At 37.4% G+C, this 22,206-nt stretch carries 14 protein-coding genes; 12 read left to right on the top strand and 2 right to left on the bottom strand.

Annotated elements, in window-relative coordinates; all coding sequences use genetic code 11:
- Positions 1-157: 157 nt before the first annotated feature.
- Positions 158-4,678 (top strand): SpaA isopeptide-forming pilin-related protein, encoded by a 4,521-nt coding sequence (locus tag B096_RS0105235; RefSeq protein ID WP_018579706.1) that lies wholly within the window; start codon positions 158-160, stop codon positions 4,676-4,678.
- An 18-nt stretch (positions 4,679-4,696) separates the two neighbouring features.
- Here B096_RS0105235 and B096_RS0105230 read toward each other — a convergent pair whose 3' ends face one another.
- Positions 4,697-5,053 (bottom strand): carboxymuconolactone decarboxylase family protein, encoded by a 357-nt coding sequence (locus B096_RS0105230; RefSeq protein WP_018579705.1) that lies wholly within the window; start codon positions 5,051-5,053, stop codon positions 4,697-4,699.
- A 255-nt stretch (positions 5,054-5,308) separates the two neighbouring features.
- On the opposite strand from B096_RS0105230, the gene B096_RS0105225 reads away from it, so the two are divergent.
- The 5 genes from B096_RS0105225 (at position 5,309) to dcuC (ending at position 10,083) form a co-directional block, all read left to right on the top strand.
- Positions 5,309-6,298: a LacI family DNA-binding transcriptional regulator gene (locus B096_RS0105225; protein WP_018579704.1), complete on the top strand. Its 990-nt coding sequence runs from the start codon at positions 5,309-5,311 to the stop codon at positions 6,296-6,298.
- 119 nt (positions 6,299-6,417) lie between these two features.
- Positions 6,418-6,840 (top strand): GNAT family N-acetyltransferase, encoded by a 423-nt coding sequence (locus B096_RS0105220; protein WP_018579703.1) that lies wholly within the window; start codon positions 6,418-6,420, stop codon positions 6,838-6,840.
- Positions 6,833-7,759, top strand: a complete 927-nt coding sequence (locus B096_RS0105215; protein WP_018579702.1) for a ribokinase — start codon at positions 6,833-6,835, stop codon at positions 7,757-7,759. The genes B096_RS0105220 and B096_RS0105215 overlap by 8 nt, the downstream gene beginning before the upstream one ends.
- A complete protein-coding gene (gene rihC, locus B096_RS0105210) occupies positions 7,752-8,681 on the top strand; it encodes a ribonucleoside hydrolase RihC (protein WP_018579701.1) in 930 nt (309 codons plus the stop codon). Before B096_RS0105215 ends, rihC begins: the two co-directional genes overlap by 8 nt.
- A gap of 22 nt (positions 8,682-8,703) precedes the next feature.
- Entirely contained in the window at positions 8,704-10,083 is a 1,380-nt protein-coding gene (gene dcuC, locus B096_RS0105205; RefSeq protein WP_018579700.1) for a C4-dicarboxylate transporter DcuC, read from the top strand.
- 36 nt (positions 10,084-10,119) lie between these two features.
- Here dcuC and B096_RS0105200 read toward each other — a convergent pair whose 3' ends face one another.
- Positions 10,120-10,848: a TetR/AcrR family transcriptional regulator gene (locus B096_RS0105200; RefSeq protein WP_018579699.1), complete on the bottom strand. Its 729-nt coding sequence runs from the start codon at positions 10,846-10,848 to the stop codon at positions 10,120-10,122.
- A 192-nt stretch (positions 10,849-11,040) separates the two neighbouring features.
- Here B096_RS0105200 and B096_RS09605 point away from each other — a divergent pair, with 192 nt between their 5' ends.
- The 6 genes from B096_RS09605 to B096_RS09600 form a co-directional block, all read left to right on the top strand.
- Positions 11,041-12,660, top strand: coding sequence for a BCCT family transporter (locus B096_RS09605; protein ID WP_018579698.1), 1,620 nt, complete (start codon positions 11,041-11,043; stop codon positions 12,658-12,660).
- On the top strand, positions 12,660-13,619 hold the full coding sequence (locus tag B096_RS0105190) for an ornithine cyclodeaminase family protein (protein WP_018579697.1): 960 nt from the start codon (positions 12,660-12,662) through the stop codon (positions 13,617-13,619). Before B096_RS09605 ends, B096_RS0105190 begins: the two co-directional genes overlap by 1 nt.
- Before the next feature lie 112 nt (positions 13,620-13,731).
- The gene (deoD, locus tag B096_RS0105185; RefSeq protein ID WP_026254115.1) at positions 13,732-14,451 is read left to right on the top strand and encodes a purine-nucleoside phosphorylase; all 720 of its coding nucleotides are present in this window, start codon (positions 13,732-13,734) and stop codon (positions 14,449-14,451) included.
- A gap of 133 nt (positions 14,452-14,584) precedes the next feature.
- Positions 14,585-17,041, top strand: coding sequence for a heavy metal translocating P-type ATPase (locus B096_RS0105180; RefSeq protein WP_018579695.1), 2,457 nt, complete (start codon positions 14,585-14,587; stop codon positions 17,039-17,041).
- A 16-nt stretch (positions 17,042-17,057) separates the two neighbouring features.
- Positions 17,058-17,249 carry a heavy-metal-associated domain-containing protein gene (locus B096_RS0105175; protein WP_018579694.1) on the top strand — a complete coding sequence of 64 codons (192 nt, stop codon included), beginning with the start codon at positions 17,058-17,060 and terminating at the stop codon, positions 17,247-17,249.
- A 227-nt stretch (positions 17,250-17,476) separates the two neighbouring features.
- A partial coding sequence (locus B096_RS09600) for an RCC1 domain-containing protein (protein WP_039736914.1) occupies positions 17,477-22,206 on the top strand: 4,730 nt, incomplete at its 3' end.

Genomic DNA, 22,206 nt, shown 5'->3' with positions numbered 1-22,206 from the left:
TCGAAACCATCATCACTCTCTACTGATGATGGTTTTTTTATATGTTTATGATGATTGAAAGATTCGATAACATCTTATAACCATTTAATTACATTATCACTTTAGCAACAAATTCTATTTCTATGCTAGAGGTATGTAAGGTATTAGGAGGTATACAGTGAAAACAAATCGTTTATTTAAAACAATAATGGTATTTCTACTTGTGTTCTCGTTATCGACAGGGGTTATCAGTGCAAACAATGACCAAACTCATAACGATGATGCAACTACAGAAATAACATCGGACAAAATGAATCATGAAGAAAAGAAAGAGATGACTCGAGGGAATGTTATTTTAGGGGATTTAGTCGGTGTTATTAACGTATCGAATCTAAATCCGCTTACGAATGATCTTTTTTCAGTTGATTTACAATTAAACAGTTTAAGCAACGGTATTCAAGCGGAAGAAGGGGTGAAAAACTATGCTGTTCATTTAACAATTCCAAGTTATTTAGAGATTGTTGATTTTCCCCAATCAAATGGACTTTATACCGTAGCACCTGCACAACCGCAACCGGGAGACCAGGTTACAATTTCATTTAATGATGAGCGAGCAATCGGTTCATTATTAAGACTTCATGCAGAATTTAAGTTTGAACCTGGAACAACAATTCCAGCCGATATTTTTAATCCCAATGTTGAATTAACTGCTGATAATATGAATGGTGTTGTACTGGATAAAACAGTAGTAACTCCGAAAAATATTGCAGCTCCTAAGGCTTTGGACGGTGCGACGACGGAAGAGGGAGACCCTGTCTTCGTTCACACATCTACCATTGATATTTTACCTGAAAACAGTGTTGGTGGATTAAACCGTGAAGATGTTGAAGTTATGATTACCTTTCCAAGCGAAGCAAATATTATATCCGTAATGTATGAGGGACAAAATTATCCCGTTGAAACATTGGCTGATGGAACGCAAGTTGCGAAAATCGCAATGGGAAATCATGATGTTTTGGATGATAAAAAAGTAGTAGAATTCACTTATTCATATCAACCTGTCGAAACAGGTCAAAAGAAACATAAAATTAAAATTGATTACAAAGCAAATCGATACGGACTGGATGAAGCGGTTCAGGATTATTACGAACTTGAAGAAACGGTAGGAGCAGGAACGTCGCAACCCATTTCTAAGAGTATGAACAAATCGGCTACGAATCCAATTTATCGACAAGCGCAAGAGACCATTGAATATAAGGTTCATGTTCAACCTATTTCAGGATTTAAAGACCTAACTTTAATCGATGATCCACAACAAGAAAATGAAGTCGACTTTTTTGAAGGGCAAAGATTCTCAGCAATCCGATGGGAAGCAAAGGCAGGAAAGAACCCTTTAAAAACAGGAAAAATTAAGACAGAGATTTTCTATGATACATTTAAAAATCCTGGGACGTGGAATGTCTTAAGTGTTCCTGCTTACCAAGGAAATATTGCTTTATCAAGTTTAAACCTAGATGCAGATGATTATGTCACACGTTTTAAATTTGTTTACTCGTATGAAGGCTCAAATATCATTCCTCCTGAATCGGGAAGTGTGGATGTTTTTGTGGAGTCACAAACAACTGCAGGCATAACAAACGCGGGAACCTCTTTCGATGATGGTATTACGAATACGGTTTATGTCTCAGGCGAAAAAGAAGTAAAGGGTGGCTATGAAGTAATCCAAAATAATTCGGATAGTCAACTATTGAGTCAAACAACGTATAAATACAGTGGACCCAATATTGGATTTGCAGGATGGGAATCACCTTTTTATCCTGGAACACTTCCTCATGGTGAGGAGTTTAACTTTGAACTTCGCTTTCATAATGTTGGTTCGGATAAACTTAATCAACCAGTAGCTTATTTTATTGTGGATGGAAATATTGAAATTAAAAATGTAACCGTTAATGGTATGCCAAATGCGGATATCGAAATTGTGGAAGATCCGCACAGTGACAAGCATGTGATTCGTGTAACCTATGACCAAGATATGCCAAATTGGGGATGGGGAAATGATTTTGGACGTGTTCGGATTACGGGAATGGGACGTTATGGAACTTCCGCTCAAATCAATACCTTTTTGGGGTCAAACGATCTGTCTCAAAAATTCGAAAAAAATAACAACTATTTTGAAAATGTACCCGTCTATGGGCGAATTCGTGTAGCCGAAGCTTCAAAATGGCGTACTGTAAATTTCGTTAATGATCTTCGTTTAGACCAGATTGTTCGAGCATCAACCAATGGTGGTGTTTATACACAAACGGCAAATGCCGTTCTAGGACAAACTGATGGATTTTACATGCTCAAAATAAAAAATAAGGGTCAAGCAAAAATTGATGAAATGCATGTTATTGCGATGTTACCAATTGCAAATGACAGTATGGTAACCAATGAAAGCAATAAGAAATCGGATTTATTTCCTAAAGTTGTAGGAGTTATAAACAAGAATACAGGAACTTTGTCAACTCAAGAGGAGGTTTATTATTCAGTTGATGCGACTCCACAAGCTAATCGTGAAGAACTTGTTGATTTTAATCAAGTAAGTTCAACTTGGGTGCTATGGGATACCGTTTCCCCGTTACCGGATGATACCGTAGCGTTAAAAATTGTGAAAAAGGATGGGTTGGATGCTGCAGAAGATGTAGCCTATGACATAAAAGTTGAACTTCCCACTCAATCAGATGATGTAAAGGTAGCTTGGATGGCGATTTCCGCAGGTGGGGAATTCGAAGAAAATGGTACCAAGTATCTCTTGCCTGGTGAACCGTTAAAAGCAGGTATTTACTTAAGTTCAGAAGTAGCTGATCGTGAACTTGAAGGAAAACTATTTATTGACGAAAATGGTAATGGTATCTATGATACAAATGAACCGTTATTAAAAAATCGTGAAGTTCGACTTTATGACTGGAATGACTCTCTTGTTAATACCTTTGATACCGATAATCAAGGGTCATACAAATTTAGAAGCTTATACCAAAAACCATACCGTGTAGAGATTGATACTCCAATTGCTCATCATCCGACGGAATTCCATATTGGTAATGATAAGACCATTGATAATGATTTTGCGTTCTCAATCGGAAATAAAGCGATGTCAGAAGCTTATGTTAATCTGAAAAAAGAAGCGGAACCAAAACACATTGATGCCGGGTTTGTTAAATTTGGGCACATCGGTGATTATGTATGGGAAGATGGCAATGAAAACGGAATTCAAGATTCAAATGAAAAAGGGATCAAAGACGTTTCGCTAACCTTAGTGAGCGTTTATGATGATCAAAGTGAAACCGTCGTAATGAAAACAAAGACGGATGCAAACGGTAAATATGAATTTAGAAATGTAAAACCGGGTAGTTATCGCGTTGATGCAGACTATGCGGATAAGCATTATAAACCTTCACCATCCCATCAAGGGACAAATACCAATCGCGATTCTAAATTTGATGAAGACTTCAAATCTGAAGTGTTTGTCCTCAACAGTGGTGGGTCGATTGATAATATTGATCTTGGCTTAATACGTTCTGTTGGAAGTATCGAATTTAAGAAAACGGATGCAAACAACAATCCTCTTGCTGGTGCACTATTTGGTCTATGGCATGATGGCGAAGATACCGATGTTGTCGCACCGATGATGCAAACGACAAGTGGTGTTAATGGCTTTGTTTTCTTCAACAACTTAATTCAAGGTGATTACCAGTTAAAAGAAATTGCAGCACCTACAGGATATGATTTAGATTCAACTGTATATCCAATTAAAGTCGATGGAACAGAACTCGAAGTCGTTCATGAAGATATTAAAAATGATGAAACTGTAATTGTTTACAATGGTAGAATTACCTTAACTAAAGTTGATGAACAAGGTCAAGGTCTTCAAGGTGCGGTCTTTGGAATATGGGAACAGCACGCACAAAATCAGGCACCAATCGCGACGGCTTCAAGTCAAGCGGATGGTCTTGTAGAGTTTATCAATATCGATCAAGGAACGTACACGATTAAAGAAATTACGGCACCCCAAGGATATATTCTTGGAAATGACACATATCAAGCCATTATTACGCCACAGAATCTGAATGTTGATTTAGGTAATGTGATCAATAAACGTGATATGCACATGACGGATGGGAGCATCCAGATTCATAAAGTTGATGAAACGGATCATGCCTTACAAGGTGCGGTCTTCGGACTATGGGATGGAAATGCGAATCCGGCGGTAGATCAACCGCTTCAAAAGCTCACTTCAGATAGTGATGGACTCATTGAATTTGAAAACCTTACTGAAGGAATATATCGAGTTGAAGAAATCCAAGCTCCTGAGGGATATCAAAAATCAAATATTTCCCATCGTATTGAAGTCTCGATTGATGATCCACACCATGATCTTGGGAAATGGGTGAATTTTGTTCAAACGAATAATCCTGAAACACCAAGTAATCCTGAAAAACCGGGGAATACAGAGAACCCGGAAAATACGGGTCATACGGATAAACCACAACAAATGGATAAGAATCCGCAAAACGGTTCGAGTAATTTAGTTAATACGGGAAGTTTACCGTCTACTGGAATTGCAACAGAGCCACTATGGATAATCGGAAGTATGATTACGCTTTTAGGCGGATTACTGCTTGTTATCATTACAAACAAAAGAAAGGAATCACATTAAAGTGATTCCCTTTTTTTTTTATTTGAAATCGTTCTCGAATTCATCAAGACTTTCTTTCAATAAGGTAACGGTGTATGCCATGCTTGGTCCACCACCGAAAGCAACTGAAACAAGTGCAGCTTCTTCGATTTCTGGACGCGTTGCCCCATGTTTTAATGCCTCATGTGTATGGTAAACAATGCAGTATTCGCAACGGTTATAAACGGCAATTCCGACACTGATTAATTCTTTCGTTTTTGGGTCTAATGCACCCGGTGCATAGCTCTTTCCAAGTAAGTTCATAAATGCCCCAACACCTTCGCGTTGTGTGCGTGATAACTCAGTTAATCCACCGGTAAACGCTTTATACATTTCTCTAACATCATATTGTGCCATGATCGTTCCTCCTCTATGTATATGCCAATGCTACCACATAAATAATTTACTTCAATTGTTTGTATCATAGAATTATTTGATGGTGGCGATTATCAAACCTTATGACGATTGTGTCGATACAATTAAAAGTGAACAAATAATACGAAAAGGAGCCTAAAATTGCCTAACTGGTAAATATATCGTGAAAAAAAGGACGAATGGTTCTTTAATTGTTGTTAAATTAAGATACAATATAGGTAATATTGGAGGTAACAGATGAAAAAAGTACGACTTAAAGATATTGCGAAACTTGCGAATGTTTCTGAAACAACGGTTTCTTTAGTACTGAATAATGCACCTTCAAGAATTTCAGAAAATAAAAAAATCGAGATAAAGACGATTGCGAAAGAGTTAAACTACCGACCAAACTTTGTAGCGCGTAGTTTATCAATGAATAAAACGCAAACGATTGGTTTAATTATTCCGGATATCGAAAATCCATATTTTTCCTCGTTTTCGAAACATGTTGAAGATAACTTAAGAAATAAAGGTTATTTGGTTTTTGTTGTGAATAGTGATGACCGAGCGGAGAATGATCGAACGCTCATTAAAGATTTGAAAGATCGTCAGGTCGATGGCTTAATCATATGCCCCTCGTTAGAGTCTTATCGCATGAATGAAGATATACAAGAACAATTAGATGCTATTGGTGTTCCGTTCGTACTGGTTGACCGTGTTTTTGAAAGTGTGGTTACAAATCAAGTTTCCTATGATAACGAATATGGCGGATATATTGCAACCAAATATTTAATTGATCAAGGTTGTAAAGAGATTGTATGTTTTACGGGTTCGTTACTGACCTATAATGGTCGTCAACGGTATGAGGGACATGTACGTGCATTAAATGAAGCTGGATTGAATGTTAAGAAAGCGAATCGTTTTGAAGGGGATTATCGTTATGAAACGGGATATCACTTTGGCCATGAGGTTGTGAAGCGAAACGATGTTGATGGCGTTTTTTCGTGTAACGATCTTATGGCGTATGGTCTTTTAAAAGCCATGGCTGAGTCAGGGATTAGTCAAGAAACTTTAAAAGTGGTTGGCTATGATAATCTAAAACAATCAGAAATGTTTGGAATCCAATTAACTTCTGTGTCTCAAGATATTGAATTATTAGCGGAAACGTCATGTATCCAGCTCCTCAAACAGATTGAGGATAAGTCTTTTTTTGCAAATACAATATTGAAACCAGAGTTAGTAGAATAAAGTGTGAATATGAATTCGCACTTTTTTTTAATAGATAGGTTAAGCGCTTTATCAAAAACTATTGACAGCGGTTACAAACCGGTGTAAACTTAAATTACAAGGAGGTAAAGCGCTTTATCATGAAGACTAAAGATTATATATTGGTAGAAAATGTGCTTACTCCGGCGCTTTATCGAGAAATGCATGAAGTATGTCACTTTAAAGAATACGATTTAGAGGATATAAAGATTGCTCTCGATCATGATTTATACGATGTTGTGGTATACGATGGTGACCGAGCGGTTGCTATTGCACGTGTCGTCGGTGATGGAAGAATTGTATTCTTTCTCAAGGATGTTATTGTACATCCGGATTATCAGCACCAAGGTTGTGGCGAATTGATTATGAAGGCTTTCTTCAACTACTTATCCAAGCACGCTTGTAAAGGTGCTTATGTGGGACTGATGGCTACACCAGGTGTTGAAAAGTTTTACGCTAAGTATGGTTTTATTGAAAGACCTACTGAAGGTTTAGGAAGTGGGATGGTATTATTCTATGAGTAGTAAAGTTTATGTATTGGGAAGTGTTAATGCTGATTTAATGATTTCAGCAAATCGTATTCCGCAGCAAGGTGAAACCATTGCGGGTTATGACTATTTTGAAGCAATTGGTGGAAAAGGTGGTAATCAAGCTGCTGCATGTGCGAAACTTGGCGCTCCAACCTATTTAATTGGAAGTGTTGGTCGTGATTATCATGGACAACTTGCATTAAATGCACTCAATAACTTCGGGATTGATACATCAAATGTTTTAATTAGTGAGGATGAGCATACAGGCACTGCAGTTATTATTAAAACGGATAATGACAATCGGATTATTATTAATCAAGGAGCAAATGCAAATATTAGTGTTCCTCGGATTCATGAAGCCTTAAAAGGAAATGAAGAAGATTTCTTCTTAACACAATTTGAGGTACCCTTATATGCCGTCTTTGAAGGTTTAAAAAGTGCGAAAGCTTTAGGAATGACAACGGTTGTAAATCCTGCACCCGCTGTGGTCATGAATGATGATTTCTATCCATTGATTGATTATCTTGTGGTTAATCAATCAGAGAGCGAAATCTTATCGGGAATATTCCCTAAGAATGCAGATGATTGTGAAAAGGCTGCAGCAATTCTCTTCAAACGTGGTGTCGGTTGTGTTGTGTTTACACTCGGTGGTGAAGGCAGTGTTTGCGTAAGTCAAAGCGATAGTATTCGTATTCGTTCATTTAAAGTAGATGTTGTGGATACAACCGGTGCTGGTGATACATATATTGGAACGCTATTATTTGGTTTAAGTAAAAATTGGCGAATTGAAAAAGCATTGACGTATGCAAGTGCAGCGGGAGCGCTCGCTTGTACAAAACAAGGTGCTCAGGAAGCACTTCCTACATTTGAAATGTTAGTTGATTTTATGAATCAAGGAGGAAATGATGAATAAAAGAAAAATTATTATTGATACCGATCCAGGAATTGATGATGCGGTCGCTTTAGCCATTGCACTCTTTTCTGAAGAATTGGATGTGCAGTTAATTACAACCGTTGCTGGGAATGTAAGTATTGAGAAGGTCACCAAAAACATTCTTAAATTATTACCATTTTACGGAAAAAATGTACCGGTTGCCATTGGGGCATCCCGTCCGCTTTTAAGGGAACCGATTGATGCAAGTGGTGTACATGGTAAAACGGGAATGGATGGTTATGACTTCCCGGAAGAAGATCGTAGTTTGCTATTAGATAAAAATGCGATTGAAGCAATGCGAGAAGTGATTATGAATAGCGATGAAAAAATCACGATTGTTCCGATTGGTCCACTTACCAATATTGCGCTTTTAATTCGTGAATACCCTGAGGTTATGGAAAACATCGATGAAGTTGTTTTAATGGGTGGTAGCGTTGGTCGTGGGAATGCGGGTGTTTACTCTGAATTTAATATTAAAGCAGACCCAGAAGCAGCTAAAATTGTATTTGAAAGCGGCATGAACATTGTTATGGCTGGACTTGATGTTGGGCTTAAAGCATTAGTCTATCCAGAAGACTCAGAAGTAATTAAAGATATGAATAAAGTAGGGAATATGTTCTATCATCTCTTTAAAACATACCGTGGTGGAAGTTTCGGAGTTGGATTAAAGATGTATGATAGTTGTGCGATTGCCTACTTACTCAAACCTGAAATGTTTGAAGTAGTTGAAACATTTGTTGGGATTGAGACACAGGGAGAATATACTTCAGGAGCGACTGTAGTTGATCTTAAAGGATATTGTGGTCAGCCTGAAAATGCTAAAGTAACAACAGATATTGATGCTGAGATGTTCAAATCATGGTTCTTAGAATCAATTCAAAAATGTAATACAGAAAACTAATATATAAAGGAGAAGAAAAGTTATGAATCCATTTATTATGTATGGCGCAGGACTAGTTGCTGTTGCTATCGTTATATTTATGCTGTTAAAGAAATTAGATATTAAAATCACCCTGTTTGGAGTGGGTATTTTATTAATGATTGTTGCAATTTTAATGGGGAATACAGTTATTGAAGAACCTGTACATATCCTTGTTGATCCCTTGCTTGCTATCATTGAACAATTTAAGAAAACATTACCAAGTTCTGGTTTTGTAATTCTTGTTCTGGGTGGTTATACCGCTTATATGAGTGCTATTGGCGCAAATGAAGTTACGGTTAACACACTTACAAAACCTTTAAAAGGGATTAAATCCCCTTATGTTTTAGTACCAATCGTATTCTTATTGGGTAACTTGTTATCCCTTGTTATTCCAAGTGCATCAAACTTATCAATTATTTTACTTGCAACACTTTACCCAGTGCTTAAAGAATCAGGGATGACAACACTGACGGCTGCAGCCATTATTGCAACAACAGCAACCGTTATGCCAACACCTCTTGGTGCGGATAACGTTGCTATTGCAGCTGAACTCGGAATGCCTGTTGCAGAATATGTATTCCAACACCATGCAATCGTTTCTGTTCCAACCTTACTTGTGATGGCAATTGTACATACATTCTGGCAAAAATACTGCGACAAGAAAATGGTTGCACAAAACAACGGTAACGTTGATATTAAAGTTGAAGCACCTAAGAAAATTGAAGGTGGCGGACTTTATAAATTTGTTTATACACTCTTACCATTACTTCCTATCTTAATCCTCCTTGTAGTATTTGCAATAAACGCTATTACAGGATCGAAGATTAACTTATCCGTTGAAGTGGTATCCATTATGTCCTTCATTATTGCGATTGTGTGTGAACTCGTTCGTAAACGTGATGGTAAAGAAGTCTTATCAACTACCGAAAACTTCTTTAAAGGAATGGGAAATGCAATGGGAATTGTAGTACTTCTTGTTGCTGCATCGACATTCGTTAATGGACTTAAAGCAATTGGCTTAATCAGTCAATTACAAACAGTAATGCAAACAACGCAAGCATCAGGATTTGTATTACCATTAATCCTAGTTCTCTTTACGGCATTAATTGTCCTTCTTAGTGGTAGTGGTATGGCGTTATTCTATGCTATGGTTCCACTAATGGTTCCACTTGCAGCAGCAGCTGGTATCAGTCCATTTGCAGTTACAGTTCCAATGGGACTTGCAGGAAATCTATTACGCGCGGTATCCCCAGTATCAGCCGTTGTAATGATTGTAGCGGGAACGACTAAAGAAGAACCATTTGATATTGTTAAACGTACTTCGGTACCGATGATTGCTGGAACGGTATTTATGTTTGTTCTATCAATGATTATATTCTAATAAATTAATAAAGATTCTCAAAAGAAAACACCAAGTTTAACCTTGGTGTTTTTCGTCTTTATAATTATAACTTAATATTTTTGAAACTGTATTGCGATCGATTAAGTCTTCTTGGACATAGTTTTCTAAGAATTCCACAAAGTAAGTTAGAAATTCTTTAGCATGGTTCACGCCATCTGTATAGTAGCCCTTAATCAACCGTCTTGTAATACCTTGGTGCATAATATATGCGAAGTTCACAATATAAGATACATTTTCTTCTTTAAAATAACCTGCATCTACACAGGGACCAATCGATAATTGATTCCGTCGATTCATATCTTGTCCAATTACAAGATCGTTAATGTGACTGGGTTGTGTTTTTTCATTAATTGGGAAAATTCTATTGTAAACATCAATTTGTGCAAGGATCTCATCAGATTTTGCGGAATCGAAGACATAGGCATAAATTTCGGGCTCTTGAAATGAGCATTCAGAGTAACAACGCCACATTAAGAGATACTTATCCAATTCATTAAGTTTCATGTCTACAATATAATCGAGGTAGTGAAGATAGTCTGTAATCGTATGAATCATCGAGAATGCGATGAGCTGCTCAAGATTATCAAAATAATTATACAAGGTCGCACTGTTATATCCTGCGATATCGGCTACTTTGCGAATGGTAATCGCTTGAATCCCCTCCGTATTTACAATTTCTTTTGCAGCGTGCATAAAATATAACATTGTTCGCTGTTTTTTAAGATCCTTATGGGTGCTTGTCATAACATCCTCCTTACTATGTGAATTATATCGCATATTTGACAAAAACACAGACTTTATGTGTTTTTTTTATGCTTTTTTATATAAATAGTTAAATATTGTTTACTTATATACTATACCATAATTAATCATTAGGTTAAAATGTAATCAAGTGATTAGATTGTTAATTAAATCACACAAATAAGGAGGAGCGTTATGACAGTAAAAGATAAGTCTCAAGGAAAAAAAGCGACTGTTGACAAGGCATTGTTTTTTATTCCGTTAGGGATTGTTATTATCTTTTGTGCATTAGTTGCATTGTTCCCAGAAGGATCAAGTAATTCATTTAATAAGATATTTGGCGTAATAACAGGAAAATTTGGGTGGGCTTTGCAATGGTTCTTTTTTGCAAATACGCTCATCATGGTCTATTTAGCATTCAGTAAATATGGAAACAAACGATTAGGTCATGAAAAACCGGAATTTAGTACACCCGTTTGGCTCGGAATGTTGTTTGCCGCTGGAACATCAGGGGTAGCAATTTATTGGGGATTTAGCGAGTGGTTCCAATATGCTACGGCTCCACCATTTGGTGCAGAGCCATTATCACGGGAAGCAATGACATGGGCATCTACCTATAGTTTCTTCCATTGGGGACCTTCAGCCTATGGTTTATATGCAACCGTAGCCGTTGTGTTTGGATTCTTTTTCTTTGTTAAACGCGAAGAAACAAACCGTCCAAGTACGGCATGTACTTCAGTTATCGGTGAAAAAAATGCGAAGGGATTCTTAGGAAAGGTTATTGATATTGTATATATGATGGGGATTATTGGAGCGGTATCCGCAGCGATTGGATTATCAACCCCTCTAATCAGCGCAATTATTGTTGATTTATTTAATATCGAATATACATTATGGATTGATGCAGGAATTCTAGTATTCTTTACCATCTTCTTTGTATTTGGAGTCTACGGAGGACTTCAAAAATCGATGAAGACAATCAGTAATATAAAACTTGCTGTGGTAATTGGTTTATTGGCATTTGTATTCTTAATTGGTCCTAAATCATACATGCTCAACACTTTTACTGATAGTATGGGTGTTCTTGTTAATGACTACTTTAAGATGATGTTCGCTTCAGAACCACACACGGCAGGATCATTCCCACAAACATGGACAATTTTCTTCTTTGCTTGGTGGTCAGCTTATGCATTGAATACGGGAATTTTCTTAGCACGTATCTCACGCGGACGTACGATTCGTCAACTTGTATTGGGTGCAACTGGGGCTTCCTGTGTTGGATGTTGGTTACACTTCATTACCTTGGGATACTATGGTATGAATGCATACGAAACAGGTCTTGTTGATGTAATCTCAATCTTCCAAAATGAAGGTGTTACATCTGCAATTATTGCCATTATTAAAACGATGCCATTGGCAACCGTCGTACTGGTTGTAATGCTTGGCGTTATGGCCGTTTCAACGGTAACTGTAATTAACAGTGCAGCATACACACTCTCCATTGTTTCCACAAACAATCTACCAGCTGATGAGGAACCGGCACGATGGAATCGTATTTTCTGGGCCATTGCACTGGGTGCACTGGGACTCGTATTGATTTTCATTGGTGGTCTTGGTCCAATCCAAACCATCAGTCTTTCAACAGGAATTTTAACCATGCTGATTATTATTGTTATCTTCGTTGCTTTCTTTAAATATGATGGGAAGAAATGGGATGAATACATGGACCGTAATATGAAGGAAGATGGTATTAATCCTGAAACGTATGAACCTTATGAAACTGTAACAAAAATCGAAAATGTGGAGGAAGTATAATGTTATTTGTAGAAGAAAAAGAAGTTGAATCGTATTTGGATATGCCCAAAGCCTTAGGCATTATTGAAGAAGCATTCAAAGCATGTTCTCATGATGAAATCTTTTATGTTGATCGTATCACATTACCAGTTCGTGGTAATGAAAGTTCATGCATTTGGTTGCCTGCCTGCATGAAGAATAAACCATTCTTTGGCATTAAGTATGCTGCCAGTTTTCCATCTAATGTTGCCAAGAACATTCCTACGGTTATCTCGCAAATCAGTCTGTATTCCGCAGATTCGGGTGAGCTTTTAGGAATTGTCGGTGCGAACTATCTTACATCAATTAAAACAGGTGGGGCAGCCGGAGTTGCAACTAAAGTTATGGCACGCCAAGATGCTAATAAATTAGGAGTGATTGGAACTGGAATTCAAGCCTTTACCCAAATCCTTGCAATCCAAGAAGTGCGCGATCTTCAAGAAGTCTATGTATATGACCTTGATGAAGCTCGTATGCATAACTTCATTGCACGACTTGAAAAAGCGAAAAATCGTGATTACAAGATTGTTGCTTACAATGATGCCAATAAACTGGCTCATGATTGTGATATTTTGTGTACATGTACACCATCAACCAAACCCGTGTTTGATTCATCTGTAATTCGAAAAGGAACTCACGTCAATGCAATTGGATCGTTTACTCCATTTATGCAAGAGATTGATGAAAACATGGTTGTCATGGCCGATAAACTTGTGACTGAACATGTTGATGAAATGTTGAAGGTTGCGGGGGACATCTTGATTCCTCTTGAAAAAGGTCTAATTGATACAAGTAAAGTCACCGGTTCGGTGGGTGATGTATTAATCGGTAAAGCAGTGGGACGTGAAAATGACGACCAAATCACGCTTTATGAAAGCAACGGATCGGGTGTGCTCGATATTGCGATTGCGACAGCCGTTTACGAACACTTCAATCAATAGTAACCATAAGCTCTGATTCGTCAGAGCTTTTTATATGTTTACACCAAAGGTAATGAATCTCTATCGTGGCTATGGTATAATTGAATTAAATAAATGGGAGGAATTTATATTTATGGCTACACCACACATTAATGCTGAAAAGGGACAAATTGCTAAAGTTGTTCTTATGCCTGGAGATCCACTTCGCGCAAAATTTATTGCAGAAACATTTCTAGAAGATGTTAAACAATTTAACGATGTTCGTAATATGTTTGGATATACTGGAACATACAACGGCGTCGAAGTTTCGGTTATGGGTTCTGGAATGGGTCAACCAAGTATTGGGATTTACTCATATGAACTTTATACACAATTTGATGTTGAAGCAATTATCCGTATCGGTTCTGCGGGATCCTATGTTGAAGGACTCAATGTCTACGATGTAATTCTTTCAGATAGTGCATACAGTGAATCATCATTTGCGAAAGTTGGATTTGGTTACGAAGAAGATGTCTTAGAACCAAGTAAAATCTTAAATGAACAATTACGCGCTTCAGCAACAAAATTAGGCATTCCAATGCAAGAAGGTCGAATTCATTCAAGTGATGTATTCTACCGCGATTCCGGTGTTACATGGCAGGAACTGGCAAAGAACCATGGTGTAACGTGTGTTGAAATGGAATCCTTTGCACTCTTTGCAAACGCTAAAAAATTAAATAAACATGCGGCTTGTGTACTTACAATTTCAGATTCATTTGTAACACAAGAAGTAACATCTGCTGAAGAACGTCAATTATCATTCACTAATATGATGAAAATTGCGCTTGATGCAGCAATCTCCATGAAATTCTAAGAGTTCAACTCATCGCATAGCGGTGAGTTTTTTTTAGGCTTTCACCGATAAATTACATTTGTAGTCAAAGAACTTGTTTTGAAAGGCATTGGGTGATAAACTACAATTGTAGACGAACAAGGAGGATGTTTCTATGGAAAAGAAAACATACAATATAACGGGGATGATGTGTGCCTCATGTCAATCTCATGTTGAAAAGGCGATTGCGCAGGTTGAAGGGGTAGAACACGTAGATGTTAATCTCATAACAAATCAGGCTGTGGTATCTTCAAGTCAAGAGATTCCGGAAGCTCAGCTTATTCAAGCAGTTGAAGAAAGCGGCTATGGACTCAATATCCCTCAAGAACTTGTTCTAAAAAAAGTTGATCTAAAAATCCAAGATATGACATGTTCCTCGTGCGTTGCGAATGTTGAGGGTGCTTTAAAGAGTCTTGAAGGCATTGAAAAAGCAAACGTGAATCTTATGACTGAGCAAGCACAAGTAACGTATGATCCACAAAAGCTCAAATTAATCGACATTATCAATGTGATTGAGGGACAAGGTTACGGAGCGATACGGCTAGAGGATGTTGTTGAGGAAACTGATTTCGTTCAAGAGCGAAAAGCAAAACAAGAGCAACGTCATCTTGTAATCAACCTTGTCCTTGCTGGATTGATACTCTACATTACCATGGGACAAATGTTTCGGTATAAACTCCCGCTTCCGGGCTTGCTGAATCCCGATATGCATCCTCTAAATAATGCCATCTTACAAATTATGCTTACTGCTCCAATTGTTTGGCTAAATCGCGGTACCTTTAAACGAGGGTTTAAAACATTATTGAAAGGTCATCCTAATATGGATTCTCTTGTTGCCATTGGAACTGGAAGTGCGATTCTTTATAGTTTATATGGTCTCTTTAAAATTATGGGTGGTGAAGGTCACTTTGTGCATCACTTATATTTCGAATCTGCTGTGGTGATCCTTGCCTTAATACGCCTTGGCAAGACGATGGAATCGCGCAGTAAGTCTAAAACTACAAGTGCCATTAAATCATTATTAAGTTTGAAACCCGAAAAAGCCTTGCTTGTTCGTGGTGAAGAAATCGTAGAGATTGATGCGGATGAAATTACGATTGGGGATCAACTGTTAATCAAGCCCGGTACCTCAGTTCCGATGGATGGACGCATTCTTGAAGGCTCCAGTTCACTGGATGAATCAATGCTTACTGGGGAAAGTCTTCCTGTTGATAAGACGATTGATGATGATGTCGTGATGGGAACGATAAATTTGAACGGACGCCTTATTATAGAAGTAACAGTAGACGACCAAAATACAAAACTTGCGCAAATTATTAAGTTAGTCGAAGATGCTCAAAATGAGAAAGCGCCAATAGCAAAGATTGCGGATAAAGTTGCGGGTGTCTTTGTTCCGGTAGTTATGGTAATTGCATTAATTTCTGCAATTGCATGGTATATTGGGACCAAAGATATCGAACGTGCGTTAACGATATTTGTGACTGTTCTGGTGATCGCATGTCCTTGTGCTCTGGGATTAGCAACACCGACTGCAATTATGGTTGGTACGGGTGTCGGAGCCCAAAACGGAATTTTTATTAAATCAGCCGAAGCGCTTGAAGAAGCGGCACATATTGATACGGTTGTGTTTGATAAAACAGGGACGCTTACTCATGGGAAACCAGTCGTTACTGACATTCTTACAGCACTGAATGAAAGTGAATTTTTGACTTATGTTGGTTCGCTTGAACGTGCTTCAGAACACCCATTGGCACTTGCGATGACTCAAGAAGTAGAACGAAGAAATCTTTCCTTTTTGCCCATTAAGGATTTCAAAACAATTTCGGGTCAGGGGATTCAAGGCATTGTCGACGAACAATTTATATCAATAGGTAATGAAAAACTCATGGATGCACAGCGTATCTCAACGCACCACTATATACATGACATTAAACGATTAGCGCAAGAAGGAAAGACGGCAATGTTTGTGGCTAATCAAAAAGAAGTTATTGGGGTTATTGCGGTTGCGGACACCATCAAACCTGAAGCAATTGAGACGGTAGCTGCTTTAAGCGCAATGAATCTTGATGTCATTATGTTAACAGGAGATCATCAGGATACAGCTCATGCGATTGCTCATCAAATTGGCATCAGCCACGTTCTCGCGGAAGTGATGCCGGAGGAAAAAGCAGAACAAATTAAATATCTCCAAGATCAAGGAAAAAAAGTAATGATGGTCGGGGATGGCATTAATGACGCGGTCGCTTTGGTTCAAGCCAATGTGGGGATTGCGGTTGGAACTGGAACCGATGTAGCCATTGACTCTGCCAAAATTGTTTTAATGAAAGATAATATTAAAGATGTTGTGAATGCTTTAGCTCTTAGCAAGGCAACAATGCGTAACATCAAACAAAATTTATTCTGGGCATTTGCCTATAATATTATTGGTATTCCTTTTGCAGCCGGATTGTTTAAAGTCCTCTTTAATGGTCCGCTTTTAGATCCGATGATTGCAGGTGCAGCCATGGCACTTAGTTCTGTAAGTGTCGTGTCAAATGCATTGCGTTTGCGAAGATTTAAGATTAAAATATAAAAGAAAGGCGGTAACTATGAAACATATAATTTTTGTAGAAAATATGAAGTGTGAAGGGTGTGCTAAACGCATCTCAGAAGAGTTGGATAACACCCGTGTTGAATATACCATCAGTTTAATTAATAAATCCGTAACCGTAGAAGGATCAAATGATACGGTTCATACGGCTAAACAAGCAATTCAAGCAGCAGGCTATTCCGTGAAATAGCCTGTTTTTTTTTGCATTTTTTAACAGACAATCACTTAATTTACAAAAAACAAACTTTTTTTTCTCACATTTAATTGGCGAAGAAATGTTAAAATTACCTTCCAAAACATAAAATTTATGTAATATATTAAAAAAAACAACAAAAAAATGAACCAAAACAGTTTCTAAGCTGTCTTATTATATGAAGGGACTATTATGTTCGAACGTAATAGTTAGGGAGGAGTAAAATGAAAAAAAAGATTAATAAGAGAAAAAACAGCTTATTTTCTAAACTATCAAAAAACAGTTTAAAAGTTATTTTAAGTTTTGCGATGGCATTAACCAGTATCATTGGTGTTAATCCGAACAGTGTTTTTAATGTTGCTGCGGATAGCCAAGACTATGATGCTGGATCTGTAGGACAGCTTTCAGCTGTCAAGTTTACGCAAGCAACTGCAGGCCAACTTGGAGCGATAGCACTTGATCAATCGGGTGCTGTTTGGTCCTGGGGATACAATATTAATGGTCGACTTGGACTCGGACTAACTTCGACGCAACAAAATTATGCAGGAGGTATGCGACGTTTACCATACTTTGTGGATAATGGCATCGAGGTAGTTCAAGTACAATCAGGCTATGAAACAAACTATGCACTCGACAGTGATGGTTATGTTTACACCTGGGGTCGTGGAAATGAAGGGCAAATGGGAAATGGAAATACAAATAACAATAATCCAACTCCTCTTCGTGTACCGGGCTTACCTAAAATTAAGGAAATTGTTGCAGGAAAAGGTGGTCAACAGCACCATATCCTTGCGCTTGATGTAAATGGAAAAATTTGGGGTTGGGGCTATAATGCCGGAAACCGAATTGGACTTACAAACAGCGGGCCTGCTTATCATTCTACACCTTCTGAAGTTAACGTACCGGATTCGGTGAAATTCGCACGTATAGAGGTGGGCGATAACCACAATATAGCGCTTGATGAAGATGGTGGTGTATGGACATGGGGTCATAATACCGGAGGTTCATTAGGAAATGGAAGCAACACTGGTACTGTGGATAAACCAACAAAAATAAACATTCCATCAGGAGTTAAAGCTATTGATATAAGCGCTAGTTTTAATTCGAGTCTTGTACTTGATGAAAATCATACAGTATGGCAATTTGGTAGAGTTTATGGACGTACTGGTGGAACAGGTCATGCTGTGAGTGTGAACACGCCAGAAGCAGTTCAAATCAAAGCATCTGAAATTAATGAGATGGGTTATACACCAATTCCACAAAAAATCTTTGCTGGAGAAAGTGTTTCTTATTTTATTGATCAACATGGCCGTAGTTGGTCATGGGGTAGTGGCCGCTATAATGGATTTGGTCGAGAAGGTGGGTTTATAACATCACAACTACAAATGGAGTCCCAAGCTGTGCAACTCCCTAAAGTATTTGGGGATGGAGATACTCAAAACTATGACTACAATCCAAAAACACCAGCCGACGGTGCTCAAAAGAATCGTGGTGGTAATTATGGTGGATATGGCTTTAATCAGCTTCACCCTACAATTTATGATGACAAATATAAAGACAAGCCAGAAGATGATATTTGGAAGGATCTAGCACTAAAACCACTTCCAAAAGTAAGACAAATCATTTCTTCCCGTTCTTCATATACAATGCTTGATGAAGATGGAAATATTATGAAGTGGGGATATGATGGATCTGGAGCTGTGGCTTGGGGTTGGGATTATGATCCGAAATATGACCAAAATGGTAGCCTAAAAACAGGTTTATATGATCGCTATACTTATGAAGTTATGTTTATGCGTGGTGCGCCTCAAATTGCACCGATTAAACTTGAAATTAGTGATACATTAGAAAAAATCTATAAAAAAGAAGATAATTCTCAAACAGACAAAGTAGAAATAACTGCAGAGATTCCTGCTTCTTATCACAGTGATTCATTAAATATTACAATTAAACCGGAACTACAATACATGAAATATGTTGTAATTCCGTACGATCCTACAAATACAGATTTCAGTCAACAAGATATATCTAAAGAAGTATTTGATGCACTTTATGACAGTGGAAAGTATGAAGTGGGAACACTTATTGATAGTGTGATTGAATCAACAGACAAAAAACAAATAATTAAAAAGGAACTTGAAATATCGGATAACAGTCGCGTGATTGTTATGATTGGAGATAAAGCATATGGTCGTCAATTACATACTATTGCTAAGCATACGGCTGACAACTTCTATACACCTACTGAACTCATGCATGAAGGTGTTGGTGTCGTTGATACTGTAGAAGAACAATTGTATGATGGCACTACAGATAATGTAGTTAAGACAAATACTGATCATGATCCTACACAATATGGTATTCCATTAGATGTCAATGGTAATGTAATTGCATCTCCGAAATTTGGTTACGATACAGTAGATATTAGTAAATATGCTGTATTACCAAATAACGAAGACATTTACTGGAATTTTAAATCTGGTCAAGTTTCACCGGTATCATTTAATTTGGATGATGTTAAATTCAAACTCAATGAAAAATTCACTCACAAATTCTTATATGAGAGAAATCCAGAAAATTGGATTACACTATCCTACGACAGTGAGGTTTTAAGTACTGGAGATCCTGTTACTGGATTTGTAATGCCAAATGATAATCCTGAAACAGTTAAAAAATTCATTGAAATCAAACGTACACCTCCAACAATTGAACCATATCAATTAATTGGATACCGATTTGATGGGGGAGCAATAAATGATTTAGATGATGGAAACTTTGTGCACACACCACTTGCATCAGCAAATATTACATTTGTTTATGATGTGGCAGAAATTAGTGGTAACAAAGGCGTAACAGATAGTGATGGTGATGGCGTTGCCTCACCTGGAGAGACACTTCACTATACAATTACAGCGCAAAATGAAAGTGATTTTAAAGCGAAGGGAATTTCGATTAAAGATACACTTACAGATGTTCTTCCATATATTGATGATGCAACTTCAGTAGTTGTAACAATTGATAACGGAGGGGTAATAAGCACACACAGCCTTGATGATTTAATCAACGGTATCACAGTAGATATTGATGCGCTTGGAGTAGCAACTGCGACATTCTCTGTGGATATTATTAAAACTTTAGATGTAACAACTGTTACAAAAATCAAAAACATCTCATTTGTTGATGATAAAAAACCTGAGGTGGAAATTCCTACAGGTAAGAGTAATGTTGTTTTAAACAAAGAAGTAAAAGATGCAAGTGGTGATAACTTTGCAAGTCCAGGAGAAACACTTCAATATATTATTACAGTGTTGAACGATGGAACAGCTAAAGCAAATGCAGTAATCGTTAAAGATACACTTTCTGAAGTGCTTCCTTATGTTAAAGATACATCTGCTGTAAACGTTGTTGTCAATAATAATGGTGTTGAAACAACGCATTCTGTTCAAAATCTTATTGACGGAATCGGTGTTGATGTTCTAGCTGGTAAAAATGTGACAATTACTTTTGAAGTTGTCGTAAAAGATGACCTTGACGTTAAGAACATCACAAAAATTGCTAACAAAGCAACTGCTGGCGATGAAGAAATTGAAATAGAGATTCCTACAGGAAAACCAGAAGTTAAATCTAATAAAACAGTTGCTGATGAAAATAATGATGGTTTTGCAAGCCCAGGAGAAAAATTAACATATAACCTGACTGCCGAAAACCTAGGGAATGTTGAAGCGAAAAATATTGTTATCAAAGATACACTCGATCATGTACTTCCATATATTGATCAAAGTAACGTTAGTGTGATCTTAAATAATGGTGGAGTTGTTTCAGTTCACACCATTGATGAAGTTAAAAACGGATTGACTGTAAATATCGAAGCAGGTGCTAAAGTTTCTGTTACATTTACAGTTACTGTGAAAAATGATCTTGATGTAACTACAGTTACAACTATTGCTAATAAAGCAACAATTGGCGATGATGAACCTGAAATTGAAATTCCTACAGGGAAACCTGAAGTTAAATCAAATAAGGAAGTCAAAGATGCAAGTGGCGATAACTTTGCAAGTCCTGGCGAAACATTGAACTATGTGATTACAGCCGAAAATAAAGGTGCTGTAAAAGCAGAGAATGTAACAATCCAAGATAAACTTGATAATGTCTTACCACATGTTGAAGATACATCTTCTGTTGTTGTAACACTAAACAACAATGGTGCTGTCTCAACACACAGTGTTAAAGACTTAATTGACGGAATCAGTGTTGATATCGAAGCGGGTGCTAAGGTATCCGTAAGCTTCGCAGTTGTAGTAAAAGCAAATCTTGATGTAGCAACAGTTACAAAAATTTCAAATAAAGCTACAGTTGGTGAAACAACACCTGAAATTGAAATTCCAACAGGTGATACCGATGTTCTATCTGCTAAAGAAGTAAACGATGCAAGTGGTGATAACTTTGCAAGTCCTGGAGAAACATTGAACTATGTCATTACAGCCGAAAATAAAGGTGCTGTAAAAGCAGAGAATGTAACGATCCAAGATAAACTTGATAATGTCTTACCACATGTTGAAGATACATCAGCTGTTGTTGTAACACTAAACAACAATGGAACCATCTCAACACATAGCGTACAAGACTTAATTGACGGAATCAGTGTTGATATCGAAGCCGGTGCTAAGGTATCCGTAAGCTTCGCAGTTGTAGTAAAAACAGATCTTGATGTAACAACAGTTACAACAATCTCAAATAAAGCTACAGTTGGAGAAACAACACCTGAAATTGAAATTCCTACTGGAAAACCAGAAGTTAAATCAAATAAAGAAGTAAACGATGCAAGTGGTGATAACTTTGCAAGTCCTGGAGAAACCTTAAACTATGTCATTACAGCCGAAAATAAAGGTGCTGTAAAAGCAGAGAATGTAACGATCCAAGATAAACTTGATAATGTCTTACCACATGTTGAAGA

The organism is Erysipelothrix tonsillarum DSM 14972, from assembly GCF_000373785.1.
GTDB lineage: Bacteria > Bacillota_I > Bacilli_A > Erysipelotrichales > Erysipelotrichaceae > Erysipelothrix > Erysipelothrix tonsillarum.
The sequence above is the reverse complement of the archived record's forward strand: the minus strand, read 5'-3'. Positions and strand labels throughout refer to the sequence as shown.